12 protein-coding genes are annotated in these 15,104 nt (G+C 66.0%); 6 read left to right on the top strand and 6 right to left on the bottom strand.

Going from position 1 to position 15,104, the window contains the following annotated elements; all coding sequences use genetic code 11:
- Nucleotides 1-106: 106 nt before the first annotated feature.
- Together ACT7B3_RS15100 and ACT7B3_RS15095 are read right to left on the bottom strand one after the other, a co-directional pair.
- Nucleotides 107-1,348, bottom strand: a complete 1,242-nt coding sequence (locus tag ACT7B3_RS15100; RefSeq protein WP_086508041.1) for a ribonucleotide-diphosphate reductase subunit beta — start codon at nucleotides 1,346-1,348, stop codon at nucleotides 107-109.
- A gap of 187 nt (nucleotides 1,349-1,535) precedes the next feature.
- On the bottom strand, nucleotides 1,536-4,430 hold the full coding sequence (locus tag ACT7B3_RS15095) for a ribonucleoside-diphosphate reductase subunit alpha (RefSeq protein ID WP_445158511.1): 2,895 nt from the start codon (nucleotides 4,428-4,430) through the stop codon (nucleotides 1,536-1,538).
- Between the two features lie 360 nt (nucleotides 4,431-4,790).
- Between ACT7B3_RS15095 and ACT7B3_RS15090 the strand changes: the two genes are divergently transcribed.
- Both ACT7B3_RS15090 and ACT7B3_RS15085 read left to right on the top strand, forming a co-directional pair.
- Nucleotides 4,791-5,504: a winged helix-turn-helix domain-containing protein gene (locus ACT7B3_RS15090; RefSeq protein ID WP_444676738.1), complete on the top strand. Its 714-nt coding sequence runs from the start codon at nucleotides 4,791-4,793 to the stop codon at nucleotides 5,502-5,504.
- Between the two features lie 3 nt (nucleotides 5,505-5,507).
- Complete coding sequence (locus ACT7B3_RS15085) at nucleotides 5,508-7,124, top strand: ATP-binding protein (RefSeq protein ID WP_445158510.1); 1,617 nt, start codon at nucleotides 5,508-5,510, stop codon at nucleotides 7,122-7,124.
- Here the strand turns inward: ACT7B3_RS15085 and ACT7B3_RS15080 are convergent.
- Nucleotides 7,111-8,025, bottom strand: a complete 915-nt coding sequence (locus ACT7B3_RS15080; protein WP_444676740.1) for a LysR family transcriptional regulator — start codon at nucleotides 8,023-8,025, stop codon at nucleotides 7,111-7,113. The genes ACT7B3_RS15085 and ACT7B3_RS15080 overlap by 14 nt on opposite strands.
- A gap of 102 nt (nucleotides 8,026-8,127) precedes the next feature.
- On the opposite strand from ACT7B3_RS15080, the gene metE reads away from it, so the two are divergent.
- On the top strand, nucleotides 8,128-10,425 hold the full coding sequence (metE, locus tag ACT7B3_RS15075) for a 5-methyltetrahydropteroyltriglutamate--homocysteine S-methyltransferase (RefSeq protein WP_445158509.1): 2,298 nt from the start codon (nucleotides 8,128-8,130) through the stop codon (nucleotides 10,423-10,425).
- A gap of 88 nt (nucleotides 10,426-10,513) precedes the next feature.
- Entirely contained in the window at nucleotides 10,514-11,257 is a 744-nt protein-coding gene (locus ACT7B3_RS15070; RefSeq protein ID WP_445158508.1) for an MliC family protein, read from the top strand.
- On the opposite strand, the gene ACT7B3_RS15065 is transcribed toward ACT7B3_RS15070, so the two are convergent.
- Entirely contained in the window at nucleotides 11,236-11,886 is a 651-nt protein-coding gene (locus ACT7B3_RS15065; protein WP_444676744.1) for a helix-turn-helix transcriptional regulator, read from the bottom strand. The two genes, ACT7B3_RS15070 and ACT7B3_RS15065, sit on opposite strands and share 22 nt — an antisense overlap.
- Before the next feature lie 160 nt (nucleotides 11,887-12,046).
- On the opposite strand from ACT7B3_RS15065, the gene ACT7B3_RS15060 reads away from it, so the two are divergent.
- Nucleotides 12,047-12,628, top strand: a complete 582-nt coding sequence (locus tag ACT7B3_RS15060; RefSeq protein ID WP_444676745.1) for a superoxide dismutase — start codon at nucleotides 12,047-12,049, stop codon at nucleotides 12,626-12,628.
- A gap of 199 nt (nucleotides 12,629-12,827) precedes the next feature.
- The gene (locus tag ACT7B3_RS15055; protein ID WP_445158507.1) at nucleotides 12,828-13,436 is read left to right on the top strand and encodes an FMN-dependent NADH-azoreductase; all 609 of its coding nucleotides are present in this window, start codon (nucleotides 12,828-12,830) and stop codon (nucleotides 13,434-13,436) included.
- 3 nt (nucleotides 13,437-13,439) lie between these two features.
- Here ACT7B3_RS15055 and ACT7B3_RS15050 read toward each other — a convergent pair whose 3' ends face one another.
- Both ACT7B3_RS15050 and ACT7B3_RS15045 read right to left on the bottom strand, forming a co-directional pair.
- Entirely contained in the window at nucleotides 13,440-14,507 is a 1,068-nt protein-coding gene (locus tag ACT7B3_RS15050; RefSeq protein ID WP_445158506.1) for a metal-dependent hydrolase, read from the bottom strand.
- Nucleotides 14,508-14,549: 42 nt separating this feature from the next.
- Complete coding sequence (locus tag ACT7B3_RS15045) at nucleotides 14,550-15,086, bottom strand: DNA-3-methyladenine glycosylase I (protein WP_444676748.1); 537 nt, start codon at nucleotides 15,084-15,086, stop codon at nucleotides 14,550-14,552.
- Between the last annotated feature and the right edge of the window lie 18 nt (nucleotides 15,087-15,104).

The raw sequence follows: 15,104 nt of genomic DNA, 5'->3' as shown, positions 1-15,104 counted from the left end.
CTGGCTCTCCTTGCCGTATGGGACATCCTCACCCTTGAGGGTAGGGGCAGAAAGGAGATGCGGCAAAAGGGCGGCCATGGCCGCCCTTTTGCATGTGCCGGGTGGCTCAATCCCAGCTCAGCGCGCCGCCGACCTGGTACTCGGTGACCCGGGTCTCGAAGAAGTTCTTCTCCTTGCGCAAGTCGATGATTTCGCTCATCCACGGGAAGGGGTTCTGCGCCCCGGGGAACTGCTCCTTCAGGCCGATCTGGGCCAGGCGGCGGTTGCAGATGAAGTGCAGGTACTCCTCCATGATCGCCGCGTTCATGCCCAGCACGCCGCGGGGCATGGTGTCGCGGGCGTAGGCGATCTCGAGCTCGGTGCCCTCGAGGATCATCTGGGTCACTTCGTCCTGGAACTCGGGCGTCCACAGGTGCGGGTTCTCGATCTTGATCTGGTTGATCATGTCGACCCCGAAGTTCAGGTGCATCGACTCGTCGCGCAGGATGTACTGGAACTGCTCTGCAACGCCGGTCATCTTGTTGCGCCGACCCATGGAGAGGATCTGGCTGAAGCCGCAGTAGAAGAAGATGCCTTCGGTCACGCAGTAGAAGGCCACCAGGTTACGCAGCAGCTCCTGGTCGGTCTCCGGTGTGCCGGTATTGAAGTCCGGGCGCGCCAGCGACTGGGTGTGCTTGAGGCTCCAGGCCGACTTGGCGGCCACCGACGGCACCTCGCGGTACATGTTGAAGACCTCGCCTTCATCCATGCCCAGCGACTCCACGCAGTACTGGTAGGCGTGGGTGTGGATCGCCTCCTCGAAGGCCTGGCGCAGCAGGTACTGGCGGCACTCGGGGTTGGTGATCAGGCGATAGAGTGCCAGCACCAGGTTGTTGGCCACCAGCGAGTCGGCGGTGGAGAAGTAGCCCAGGCTGCGCTCGACGATGCGCCGCTCGTCCGGTGTCAGGCCGTCCTGGCTCTTCCACAGGGCGATATCGGCGTTCATGTTCACTTCCTGGGGCATCCAGTGGTTGGCGCTGCCGTCCAGGTATTTCTGCCACGCCCACTCGTACTTGAAGGGCACGAGCTGGTTGAGGTCGGCGCGAGCGTTGATCATCTGCTTGTCGTCGACCTGAATGCGTGCCGCGCCCATCTCCAGCTCCTCGAGACCGGCGGCCACGTCGAGCTCTTCAAGCGACTTGCGTGCCCGTGCCAGGCGGTCGCTGTCGGCCACCCGGTAGTTGCCGCCGGACTCCTTGACCTCGTCGGCCGGTGCGGGCTGTGGCTTGGCGGCAGGTGCCGGCGCGGCCTTGGCCGGCTGCTCGGCGACGGTGGTTTCGTCCTCGTGGAACTCGTCCCAGTTCAGCATGGCTTCACCTTTATTTGGCTCGATCCGATATCGTTCGGATCAGGAATAATCTCGTTGCGGATGAAGCTGAGCGAGCGATGGCCAGACAAGGCGGAAATTGGTAAGGAAGCGGAGTTTACGTGTTTGTAAATGAGCATTCCGAACCAATTTCCAACGCCGTATGGCCGAGCGCAGCCAGCTTGTTAACCTACTGGCAGGCCTCGCAGCCCAGGTCGTCTATTTCCGCAGCACTGGGCGCTCGCGAGCCGCTGCCCGCCTTGCCGGTGAGGAAGTCCTCCACCCCGCGCGGCTCGCTGGCCGGTGTCGCGGAAGCTGCCGGGGCCACCGGGGGCGCCTGGTTGCTCACCGCGTTGAGGTTGCCGCGGTCCACGGTGGACTTCTCCACCGAGGTGGCGCCCAGGGCGCGCAGGTAGTAGGTGGTCTTGAGGCCGCGGAACCACGCCATGCGGTAGGTCACGTCGAGCTTCTTGCCGGAAACGCCCTTGATGTAGAGGTTCAGCGACTGGGCCTGGTCGATCCACTTCTGGCGCCGTGAGGCGGCTTCCACCAGCCACTTCGGTTCCACCTCGAAGGCGGTGGCGTACTTGGCCTTGAGGTCCTCCGGGATGCGCTCGATGGGCTGGGCCGAGCCGTCGTAGTACTTGAGGTCGTTGATCATCACCTCGTCCCACAGGCCGCGCGCCTTGAGGTCGTGTACCAGGTAGGCGTTGACCACGGTGAACTCGCCGGAGAGGTTCGACTTCACGTAGAGGTTCTGATACGTGGGCTCGATCGACTGCGACACGCCGCAGATGTTGGAGATCGTCGCGGTAGGGGCGATGGCCATCACGTTGGAGTTGCGCATGCCCTGCTCGGCAATCTTCTTGCGGATGCGGTCCCAGTCCTGGGTGGCGCTGGTGTCCACCTCGATGTACTTCTCGCCGCGCTCCGTCACCAGCTTGTCGATGGAGTCGATGGGCAGAATGCCCTGGCTCCACAGCGAGCCCTCGAAGCTCTCGTAGCGGCCACGCTCGGCGGCCAGGTCGCTGGACGCCTCGATGGCGTGATAGCTGACCAGCTCCATGGAGCGGTCGGCGAACTCCACTGCCGCCTCGGAGGCGTAGGCGATGTCCTGGGCGTAGAGGGCATCCTGGAAGCCCATGATGCCGAGCCCCACCGGGCGATGCTTGAGGTTGGAGTTCCGCGCCTGGGGCACCGCGTAGTAGTTGATGTCGATGACGTTGTCGAGCATGCGCACGGCGGTACGCACGGTCTTTTTGAGCTTGGCGTCGTCGAGCTTGCCGTCGACCACGTGCTGCGCCAGGTTGATCGAGCCCAGGTTGCACACCGCGATCTCGTCGACGCTGGTGTTCAGGGTGATCTCGGTGCACAGGTTGGAGGAGTGCACCACGCCGGCGTGCTGCTGCGGGCTGCGCAGGTTGCACGGGTCCTTGAAGGTGATCCACGGGTGGCCGGTCTCGAACAGCATCGAGAGCATCTTGCGCCACAGGTCCTTGGCGCGCACGCGCTTGAACAGCTTGAGCTGGCCCGAGCGGGTCATCGCCTCGTACTCCTCGTAGCGCTGCTCGAAGGCGGCGCCGTAGAGGTCGTGCAGGTCGGGACAGGTGGCGGGCGAGAACAGCGTCCACTCCTTGTCGTCGAAGACCCGCTTCATGAACAGGTCGGGCACCCAGTTGGCGGTGTTCATGTCGTGGGTACGGCGGCGGTCGTCGCCGGTGTTCTTGCGCAGCTCGAGGAACTCCTCGACGTCCAGGTGCCAGGTCTCCAGGTAGGCGCACACCGCCCCCTTGCGCTTGCCGCCCTGGTTCACCGCCACGGCGGTGTCGTTGACCACCTTGAGGAACGGCACCACGCCCTGGCTCTTGCCGTTGGTGCCCTTGATGTAGGAGCCCAGGGCGCGCACCGGGGTCCAGTCGTTGCCCAGGCCGCCGGCCCACTTGGAGAGCAGGGCGTTGTCGCGGATGGCGCTGTAGATGGCATCGAGATCGTCGGGCACGGTGGTGAGATAACACGAGGAGAGCTGGCTCCTGACGGTGCCCGAGTTGAACAGGGTCGGCGTCGAGGCCATGTAGTCGAAGCTGGAGAGCAGCTCGTAGAACTCGATGGCGCGCGCTTCGCGGTCGTCCTCGTTCAGCGCCAGGCCCATGGCCACGCGCATGAACATCACCTGGGGCAGCTCGTAGCGCACGTCATCCCTGTGGATGAAGTAGCGGTCGTAGAGGGTCTGCAGGCCCAGATAGGTGAAGGCGTTGTCGCGGGTGTGGTCCAGCGCCTCGCCGAGTCGTTCGAGATCGAACTCGGCAAGCTTGGGGTCGAGCTGCTCATACTCGATGCCGCGGGCGACATAGGCCTGGAAGGCGGGCTTGTAGAGTTCGGCCATCTCGCCGAACGTGGCCTCCTCGGCAATCTCGAGGAAGGAAAGCGCCTCGCGGCGCAGGCTGTCCTGCAGCAGCCGCGCGGTGACGTAGGTGTAGTTGGGCTCCTTCTCCACCAGGGTGCGCGCGGTCATCATCAGCGCCTGGGAGACACCTTCCACCGAGACGCCGTCGTAGAGGTTCTTCAGCGATGCCTCGACGATGCGGTTGGGGTCGACGTTCTCGAGCCCGGCGCAGGCGTCGAACACCAGCGTCTCGATGCGGCCGAGGTCCAGCGGGCGGCGGCTGCCGTCGGCCAGGGTCACGTTGAGGGTGGGATGCGGCTTCTGGATATCACCGCCGGCGGCGGCGCGGGCGCGGGCGTGCTCCTCGCGGTAGAGCACGTAGGCGCGAGCCACTTTCTGCTCGCCGGCGCGCATCAGTGCCAGCTCCACCTGATCCTGAATGTCCTCGATGTGGACGGTGCCGCCGTCGGGCATGCGGCGCTGGAAGGCGAGCACAATGGCCTGGCAGGCCTGGTCGACGAACTCGCGCACCCGCGAGGAGGCGTCGGCGTTATCACCCTCCACGGCGATGAAGGCCTTGCGCATGGCCACGGCGATCTTGCTGGCGTCGAACGCGACGACGTCACCGGTACGCTTGATCACCCGCAGAGCCCGGGGAGCGGTGATGGCCAGGTCGGGGGCGGTGGGCTGGAGCTGTTCCATGGATCGGATTCCCTTCTTCTGTCGGGCAGACGTCAGGTGGACGATGGGCGTTGACAGCAGCGGAGTCGCTTGCTAGGAGCACATCATCTTGTGGTTATCTTGAGGGTGGGCACAAGATAGAGTGGTTTGCCCCCGTCATCAAGTGGATAACCTGTGAGTGAGCTGTGTCTCTTCGGTGGGCTTTTTTGGTTGTTGGTTGGTTACCGAGCTATGCTTCGCTGGCTGACCGCGCGGCAACGGAATGCAAACGGCATGCAATCGCGGGCAGGCGAACTACGCTAATTCGGGTATCCTTGATTTAGCGAAGGAGGGACAGGGTGTCCCGAATCACAAAGAAATGCCCAGCACGGGGAAACTAGGATGGATGACAACCTGGAAAGCAGCGACATGGAACACGTGCTGATTATCGAGGATGACGTTCGCTTGGCCGAGCTCACTCGCGACTACCTTGAAGGAAATGGCTTCAAGGTCACCGTGGAGTCCGAAGGCTCGCGCGGCGTGGAAAAAATCTTGGCGCTGCAGCCGGATCTGGTGATTCTCGATCTGATGCTACCCGGAGAGGACGGATTGTCGATCTGTCGCCGGGCGCGGCCCGAGTACGCGGGGCCGATACTGATGCTGACCGCCCGCACCGACGACATGGATCAGGTGCTGGGACTGGAGATGGGCGCCGACGACTACGTGCCCAAGCCGGTGCAGCCGCGGGTGCTGCTGGCCCGTATGCGGGCGCTGCTGCGGCGTGCCGACAACACCGAGCAGACCGGCGATGCACGGCTCTCCTTCGGCAACCTGGAAGTCGACAGCGCCACGCGAGAGGCTTGGCTCGAGGGCGAACGGATCGACCTCACCAGCGCAGAATTCGACCTGCTGTGGCTGCTGGCCAGCAATGCCGGGCGTGTGCTCACCCGCGAAGAGATCTTCAGCGACCTGCGCGGCATCAAATACGACGGCCAGGACCGCTCCATCGACGTGCGCGTGTCGCGGATACGCCCCAAGATCGGCGACGACCCCAACCATCCGCATCGCATCAAGACGGTACGCAGCAAGGGGTATCTGTTCGTCAAGGACGCCTGATCCATGCAGCGGTTCCTGGCTGATGGCACCTTCCTGCGGGTCTACCTGGCCCTGGCCCTGGCGCTGCTGCTCACCTTCGCTCTGGCCCTGATGGGCCTGGCGCTGGTCGACCGAATCCGTGTAGAGCAGTACCGCGAGCAGCTGGCGGAAGCCCCGATGCAGTTGCTCGCCCGCAAGGTTTCCGCGCTGCCGCCCAATGCCCGGGGCGACTGGCTGACCCAGCAGGGCGACCTGCTTGACATGCGGCTGTCGCTGCGCGAACCGGCCAATGCCAACCTGGGGTGGTTTGCCCAGCGCCGTCTGGAGCGGGGCAGCGTGCTGGTCGTCATGGAGGGTGAGGAGACGTGGCGCATGTTCCTGCGGCTGCCGGGCGAAGAGCGGATTCTCGAGGCACGGCTCTCCGGGCTCAACGAGCGCCAGCTGCGCGGGCTGGCGCAGATGCTGGGCGACTGGCTGGCCGAGGTTGACGGCGAGGCTCGCCAGCAGCGGCTGGAAAGCGTGACCAGCCAGGCCCTGGCGATTCGCCTCAGCCACCTGGCCCCCGACGGCCTGGACAGCCACCAATTGACCCGGCTACGCGAAGGCGAGCTGGTGATCCGCCTGCTGCCAGGGCATTGGGCGCTCACGGTTTATCTGGCGGTGCCCTCCGCGGATGGTACCCGGCAGTGGCTGTCGATCGGACCAGTGTCGGCGCTGGAACCGACGCCGATCTCGCTGCTGCTGCTGGTGCTGTTGATCATGCTCGGCGTGCTGGCGGCGATCATCTACCTGATCGTGCGCGGCGTAGAAGCCCGGTTGGCGCGCCTGGAGCTGGCGGCCGGGCGCATCGCGGGCGGGCGGCTCGATACGCGGGTCAAGGTCGACGGCGGCGGCTTCATCGGCCGGGTCGGCATGGCCTTCAACGCCATGGCGGCTCAGGTGCAGTCGCTGCTTCGTTCGCAGCAGGAGATGATCCGCGCCGTTTCCCATGAGCTGCGCACGCCGGTGGCGCGCATTCGCTTCGCCATGCAGATGGTCGAGGACATGACCGAGGACCCGGCCATTCGCCGCCAACTGCGAGGCATCGACGGCGACATCGAGGAGCTCGATCAGCTGATCGACGAGATTCTCACCTATGCCCGCCTCGACAGCGGTATCGTCAACGGGGCCAACCTGGAGCGCAGTCGGATCGACTGTCGCGCCATGGCCATGCGCGTGATCGACACGCTGGCGCCGCTGCATGCCCACCTGCAGCTCGAACTGGCACCTGGCCCCGACGTCGAGGTGCTGGCCGATCCGCGCTACCTGCAGCGCGCCCTGCAGAACCTGGTGGCCAACGCCTGCCGTCACGCCCAGTCGCGGGTGCGAGTCCAGGTCACTGAGGAAACCCGGTTGGTGCGCCTGGATATTGAGGACGACGGTCCCGGCGTGCCGGACACCGAGCGCCAGATGATCTTCAAGCCGTTCGCCCGCCTGGACGATAGCCGCACGCGCCGCTCCGGTGGTTACGGCCTGGGACTCTCCATCGTGCAGAAGGTCATGGCCTGGCATGGCGGCAGCGTGGTGGTCGACGACAGCCAGGAGCTGGGCGGCGCGCGGTTCTCGCTGCTGCTGCCGATCGTGCCGCCTAAGCGGGCCTGATGCCGTCGAGTACGGCGAAGGAGGTCTCCCGCGCGGTGCGCAGGAAATCCTCCATCCAGGGCTGGCTGCGGCTCTCTTCGCGTATGGCGGCAAACAGCGTGCCCCAGGTTCCCTCCGCGCCGAGCCTGACGGCCTTCACGTAGTCGCGTTCGAGATACTCCGTCAGCGCCCAGTTGGGCAGGGCGCAGACGCCGCGTCCGCTGGCCACCAGCTGCATCATCATGATCGTCAGCTCCGCGGTGCGCACCTCGCGGGGGCGTACCCCGGCGGGAGTCAGGAACTGGGTGAAGATATCCAGCCGACTGTGCTCCACCGGGTAAGTGATCAGCGTCTCGTCGGCCAGCTCGTCGGGGGTGACGGCGCTGTGGTTGGCCAGGCGATGCTGGCGCGACACGGCCAGCAGACTCTGGTAGCGAAACAGCGGCTCGTAGGTGACGCCGGCCAGGGGCTGGGGGTCGGCGGTGATCACCAGGTCGAGCTGCTCGCGGGACAGCGCGGGAAGAGGGTCGAAATGGTGGCCGCCGGGAATATCGACCTCCACTTCCGGCCAGTGATCGCGGAAGCGGTCGATGGTGGGCATCAGCCACTGGAAGCAGCTATGGCATTCGATCGCCATATGCAGGCGACCTGGCTCCTGGCCGTTGAGCCGCGCCACGTCGCGCTCGGCCATCCGCACCTGCGGCAGCACTTGTTCGGCCAGCGCCAGCAGCCGCTGGCCTGCGCGGGTGAACTCGACCGGGCGCGTCTTGCGTACGAACAGCGGTGTATTCAGCCTGTCTTCCAGATCCTTGATCTGATGGGAAAGCGCCGACTGGGTCAGGTGCACGCGCTCGGCAGCTTCCACCAGGGAGCCGGCGTCGCGCAGCGCGACTAGGGTGCGTAAATGGCGAAGTTCGATCATGAATGAGCTGTTTTCATGTTTTGAATTAGAAAGTTTAGTTTGATTCAATTGATCCGGCCAAGCGAGACTCTACTGCATCATTCATGCAGAAGAGGCGTCATCATGACATTGGCTCATGTTTCTGGCTATCCACGTATCGGCGCCCAGCGCGAACTCAAGCACGCACTGGAAGCCTACTGGCGCGGCGACATCGACCAGGCCGCGCTGCTGGAAACTGGCCGCGAGCTGCGTGCGCGCCACTGGCAGGACCAACGTGACGCCGGCCTCGATCTCGTCACCGTGGGTGACTTTGCTTTCTATGACCAGGTACTCAATGTCTCGCTGCTGCTCGGCGCGGTGCCGCCGCGCTTCGGCGCCGAGGAAGAGCTCGCTCGCGGCGAGGTGTCGCTCGACACCCTGTTTCGCATGGCCCGCGGCCGCGCGCCCAGCGGCACGCCGGCGGCCGCCTGCGAGATGACCAAGTACTTCGATACCAACTATCACTACCTGGTGCCGGAGCTGCACCCGGGCCAGACCTTCCGTCTGGCCAGCACCCGCCTGTTCGACGAGGTGAAAGAGGCCCGTGCCGCCGGGCACGCGGTCAAGGTCGTGCTCACCGGCCCCTTGACCTGGCTGTGGCTGGGCAAGGCACAAGAGGAAGGCTTCGACCGGCTGTCGCTGCTGGCCGACTTGCTGCCGGTCTACGGCGAGCTTCTGGCCCGCCTGGCCGACCTGGGGGTGACCTGGGTGCAGCTCGACGAGCCGGCGCTGGTGCAGGACCTGCCCCAGGCGTGGCGGCAAGCCTACGAGGCGGCCTACAACGCCCTGCGCTCGGCGCCGGTGAAGCTGCTGGTGGCCACCTACTTCGGCGCACTGGGCGACAATCTCCAGCTGGCGGTAAGCCTGCCGGTGGACGGCCTTCATATCGATGCGGTACGCGCCCCGGCGCAGTTGGCCACGGTGCTCGATAACCTGCCGGGCTACAAGGTGCTCTCGGTGGGCGCCATCGACGGCCGCAACATCTGGCGCGCCGACCTCGCCGCGCTGCGTGAGCGCCTGGCTGATGCCCGCATGCGTTTGGGCGAGCGGCTGTGGCTGGCGCCCTCCTGTTCGCTGCTGCATGTGCCGGTCGATCTCGACGCCGAGCCGGAGCTGGACGCCGAGCTGAAAGGCTGGCTCGCCTTCGCCCGCCAGAAGCTCGACGAGACCGTGACCCTGGCGCGGCTTCTCGATGGGCGCGCCACCGCCGGGGATCGCGCCCAGGTGGCAGCGGCCACGGCCGCCCTCGATGCGCGCCGCGAATCGCCCCGGCTGCATCGCCCCGAGGTCGACGAGCGGTTGCGCCGCATCGGCGACAACGACCTTGTGCGCGACAACCCCTACGCCGTGCGGGTGAAGGCCCAGCAGCGTGCGCTCGGGCTGCCGCTGTTTCCCACCACCACCATCGGCTCCTTTCCACAGACCGCGGAGATTCGCACCGCCCGTCGCGCCTTCAAGCAGGGCGAGCTGACCCAGGACGCCTACGAGGCGCAGATGCGCGCCGAGATCGCCGATGCCGTGGTGCGCCAGGAGGCGCTGGGGCTGGACATGCTGGTGCACGGCGAGGCCGAACGCAACGACATGGTGGAGTACTTCGGCGAGCAGCTCGACGGCTTTGCCTTCACCCGCAACGGCTGGGTGCAGAGCTACGGCTCGCGCTGCGTCAAGCCGCCGATCATCGTCGGCGACGTGGCCCGTGCAGCGCCCATGACAGTGGCCTGGAGCCGCTATGCCCAGTCACTCACCAAGCGGCCCATGAAGGGCATGCTGACCGGGCCGGTGACCATGCTGCAGTGGGCCTTCGTGCGTGACGACCAGCCGCGCGACTTGACCTGCCGGCAGATCGCCCTGGCCCTGCGCGACGAGGTGATCGACCTGGAGGCTGCCGGCATCCCGGCGATCCAGATCGACGAGCCGGCGCTGCGCGAGGGGCTGCCGCTGCGCCAGGGCGAGTGGCAGGCCTATCTCGACTGGGCGGTGGAGTGTTTCCGTCTGACCGCATCGGGCGTGCGCGACGCCACCCAGATTCATACCCACATGTGCTATTCCGAGTTCAACGACATCATCGCCGCTATCGCCGCGCTGGATGCCGACGTCATTACCATCGAGACTTCGCGTTCGAACATGGAACTGCTCGACGCCTTCCAGGACTTCGCCTATCCCAACGAGATCGGCCCGGGCGTCTACGACATCCATACCCCCAATCTGCCCGAGGTGGCGTGGATGGTGCGGCTGATGGAGAAAGCGGCCGAGCGCATTCCCGTCGAGCGGCTGTGGGTCAACCCCGACTGCGGCCTCAAGACCCGCGGCTGGGCCGAGGTGGAGCCGGCCCTGGCCAACATGGTCCAGGCGGCACGCGAGCTGCGCCGCCGCTACGGTTGACGTCAGCACCCCGCCTGACACCAGGCGCCGGCCCGCAGGGGCCGGTGCCTGGTATGCTGTGGTGTCCGACTGCTCGAGGAATAGCCCCATGCTCCGACCGTTCGCCTCCCTTCGTGCGGCGCTTCTCGCCGCCGGCTCGCTGCTGCTGATCGGCTGTGCTTCCGCTCCCATCGACGGGCCGCGCTCTGCAGGCGGGCAGGGGGCCAGCACGGCGCCGCTGCTGCCCTCGCTGCTGTTTCCCGGCGGTGCCGAGCGCTTCGAGGCCTGGCGCTGCACGCCGCAGCAGGATCTGGTGACCGCCTTCGGTGAGCGCGAGTTGCGGCTGTGGTCGGCCCACGGCGGCTATCGTCTGGCGCCGGCGGTGGTCGCCAGCGGAGCGCGCTACCAGCAGGGCGAGCTCAGCTTCTGGAACAAGGGGGGAGAAGCCGTGGTAGAAAGCGCCAACGGCCGACTCGACTGTACTGCCGCCATGGCGCGTTCGGCGCTGACCCGCGAGCAGCGCCCCGGCGTGATGTTTCACGGGCGTGGCAACGAGCCGGGCTGGCACGTCAACCTGCGACATGACGCCCCCGAGCTGAGGCTGGTGCTTGATTATGGCGCTCGCGAGCTGTCCTTGCCCTATCGTGTCGTGGCGATGGACAACGCCGGCGGGCGGGTCAGGCTTGCCAGCGGGCGTGGCGAAGCGCCGTTCGAGCTGCGCCTGGAGGCGCGTGCCTGCTTCGACGACATGAGCGGCGAGCCGTTCCCGGCCCGGGTTACGCTGACCTTTGAAGGGCAAACCTACAGAGGCTGTGGCCAAGGCATCGCGCCTCAAAGCTCCTCAATCCGATAGACGCAGCGTCGTGCGCCGGCCAGCACGTGATCGGTGCGCTCGACGCTGGCGCTCTCTCCCAGCACGGTGCGGAACACCGCCAGCTCCGAGCGGCAGAGATCCGGGCAGGTGCTGGCGGCACGGCAGATCGGACAGTGGTTCTCGATCAGCAGCAGGCTGCCGTCCGCCTCGCGCTGCCACTCCGCCATGTAGCCTTCCCGCGAGCGAATCTCGGCCAGCCGCTGCACCCTGGCTTCCAGGCTGTCGCTGCCGGCCAGGGCCTGACGATACTGCGCCAGGGTCTCGGCCTGGCGCGCCTCGATCAGACGTGCCAGCGCCTCGTCGCCCAGGGTATCGCGCACGCTGACGATCAGGCGCGAGGCCAGCTCTGCATGCCCATCGGCAAAGCGAGCATGACCGGCTTCGCTGAGCCGCCACTCGATCGTCGGCCGACCGACGCCGCCTGGCAGCGGGCGTTGGGCCACCAGACCTTGGCGGGCCAGCTTGGCGAGCTGCTGGCGGGCGTTCTCGCCGCTAGTGCCAAGCCGTTCACCCAGGGCGGCAGCCGACTGTGGGCCGCGGATCTTGAGCTGGTACAGCAGGCGCTCGGCGGTGTCGGTGGCGGGCGTGGACTCATCGTTGCTTGACATGACGTGGCTCGGAATTAATCTAGTGTCTTCTTGGAAAATACCGGCGGGGCGGCGCTCAGGCAAGTCGAGGGGAATTGGGGCCTGGCCTGAGAGACAGGCCAGGCCCCTGACAGGCCTGGATCGCCCCGTCATTCACCGTGAACAGCAAGGAGCCACAACAATGGCATTTGAACTGCCGGCACTGCCCTACGAGAAGAACGCGCTCGAGCCGCACATTTCTGCCGAGACGCTCGAGTATCACTACGGCAAGCACCACCAGGCCTATGTCACCAAGCTCAACGAGCTGACTGACGGCACTGAGGACGCCAACAAGTCCCTGGAAGAGATCATCCAGTCCTCTTCCGGTGGCCTGTTCAACCAGGCGGCCCAGGTATGGAACCACACCTTCTACTGGCACTGCCTGGCGCCGAATGGTGGCGGTGAGCCGAGCGGTGCGCTGGCCGAGGCGATCAACGCCAAGTTCGGCTCCTTCGCTAAGTTCAAGGAAACCTTCAACGCCAATGCCGTGGCCAACTTCGGCTCCGGATGGACCTGGCTGATCAAGACCGCCGACGGCGGCGTCGACATCGTCAACACCAGCAATGCGGACACTCCCATTGCCCACGGCCAGACCCCGCTGCTGACCATCGACGTATGGGAGCATGCCTACTACATCGACTACCGCAACGCCCGCCCCAAGTATCTCGAGAACGTCTGGAATGTGCTGAACTGGGACTTCGTCGCCCAGAACTTCGGCGGCTGATCGACGACGCCGTTAGCGGGTCGTTTCTGTCGCCAGCTCGGCCCCGCCAACCGGCGGGGCTTTTTTGCTGGTGCGTCCCCGGCTGTTGCGGCCTTTATTTTCGTTTTTTTAGAAAGAAAAACGCAAAACTATGCGCTTTTCGTTGTAAAAAATAAACGTAACATGGCGTTCATCACCTTACCCATCGAGGGAGACCGTCATGGCAAACCGCATTCTGCTCCTTACCTCTTCCATTCTCGGCGAGCACGGCCAATCCAACGTCCTGGCCAGCCATTTCCGCCAGCGCGCGGCGGAGCGCGACGACCTCGCCGTCACCCAGCGCGACCTGGCCGCCGAATCGCTGCCCCACCTGGGGCTCGAGGAGCTCTCCAGCTGGCAGGTCGCCGCCGCAGAACGCTCCGCCGAACAGCAGGTGCTGGTACAGCGCTCCGATGCGCTGATCGATGAGCTGCAGGCCCACGACGTGCTGGTGCTGGCGGTGCCGATGTACAACTTCGGCATTCCGAGCCAGCTCAAGGCCTGGTTCGACCGCGTGATGCGTGCCGGTGTCACCTTCCGCTACACCGAGCAGGGGCCCGAGGGGCTGGTGCAGGGCAAGCGCGCCGTGATCCTGGCCGCTCGCGGCGGCCAGTACGCCGGCACCGCGCTCGACACCCAGACCCCGCACCTGAAGGCGATGCTGGGCATGATCGGCATCAGCGACGTGTCGGTGGTCTATGCCGAAGGGCTTGCCATGGGCGAGGGTCGGCGCGATGCCGCGCTCAAGGAGGCCCGCCAGGCCATTGATGGCCTGGTGGCCGGGCTGTAGGGCTCAGCACGCCTCGGGCACCTCTGCCACCCAGCGGTCGGTGACGAAGTCGCTGGTGCATAGCCTGGCCTCGGGGGTCAGGATGCGGGCCGCCAGCTGGCCCAGGGCGTCCAGGTCGGCGCGTGCATCGGGCGTGATCATCTCGGTGGGCGCCAGCGCCTGCCACGTCTCACCCTCGCGGGTCGCCAGCGCATAGCTGAAGGCATAGAAGCCGGGGAACCCCAGTCGCACATCGGTGGCGACCAGGGTTTCCCGGCCGTCGCGTTGGCGGACTTCATAGCGCAGGTAAGGCCCGGCGAACCAGTGGAGCCGCTCGCCTTTCTCCAGTTCCAGGGCGGCGGGCTCGAGCTCGGCGCCGCGGCGAAACGTTTCCACGACCGGCGGCGTATCGCCGTCGAGCAGGCCGATCAGGGTCTCATGGTGGTCGTCGCCGTCGATGATGGTGACTCGCCACAGCAGGGTATTGAACGGGGTAGGCTGTACCAGCCGGGGCGCATCCTCGAGCCCGCGCTCCGCCAGTACCGGCGTCAGTCGGTGCTCGATCACGCCCTTGGCGACCATGGCAAACAGCAGGTAGGCACAGGAGAGCGCCAGCCCCCAGGCCGGCGCGCGGAAACCGTTGCCGGTGATCAGTGCGATACCGATGCCCACCAGTAGCGGCAGGGTATAGAGCGGGTCGATGATAAAGACCACCGGCCAGGCGCTGGGGCGCACGTCCAGCGGCCACCAGATCTGGGTGCCGTAGGTGGTCAGCACGTCGAGCAGCGGGTGGGTGACCAAGGCGAGCACGAAGAACGCCCACCAGCGCCTGAGCGTGATGTCCCGCGCCGGGGCGAAGCGCCACGCCAGCAGTGCCAGCAGCGTGCCGAGCCCGGTGAGGACGAAGAGTGAGTGCGTGAACCCCCTGTGCTCGGTGACGTTGAGCACGGCGTCGCCGTAGTCGAGGAAGACGTCGAGGTCGGGCAGGGTGCCCAGCGCCGCGCCGATCACTACCGCCTTGCGGCCCAGCCGCCGCCCCAGCACGGCGCCCCCGACGGCGGCGCCCAGCGCGGCCTGTGTCAAGGTATCCATTCCAAAGACCTCCTCCTGTTCCTGCGTAAGGCGACTTGTGTTTCAGGCCCGGCACCAGGCGGGACCGGCGGCAAGGATTCGCGCCTGCACGGGGCAATCCTCGCGATGAGCCCCCGGCAGGTAGCCTGAGCTCATGAGGAATTCACCGACGATTTCCGGGCCGGTGAAGCGAAAGGTACGGCGGAACAGCTTGACCCACGCCTCTTTCGTCAGCGGGTGGTGGTGATCGAGCCAGGCGGCGAAGCTGCCGTGGCGCTCGCGTAGCTCGCGTATCACGCCGGCGTTGTGGATCACGGCCTCGATCTTGCGTCGGTTGCGAATGATGGCGCTGTTCTGCAGCAGCCGCTCGCGCTCGGCGTCGCCGTAGTCGGCAACTCGATCGACGTCGAAGTGGTCAAAGGCCCGAGAGAAAGCGTCGCGCTTCTTCAGCACGGTCAGCCAGGACAGGCCGGCCTGGTTGATCTCCAGCGCCAGGCGCTCGAACAGCGCCGGGTCGTGGGAGACAGGGAAGCCGTATTCCGTGTCGTGGTAGGGGCCGTGAAAGGGGTGGCCGGGTGCCAGATCACAATAGTGCGACATTTCCGCTCTCTTTCCCTT

Source organism: Halomonas sp. E14, from assembly GCF_052568415.1.
This window is presented reverse-complemented; position numbering and strand designations above follow the sequence as displayed.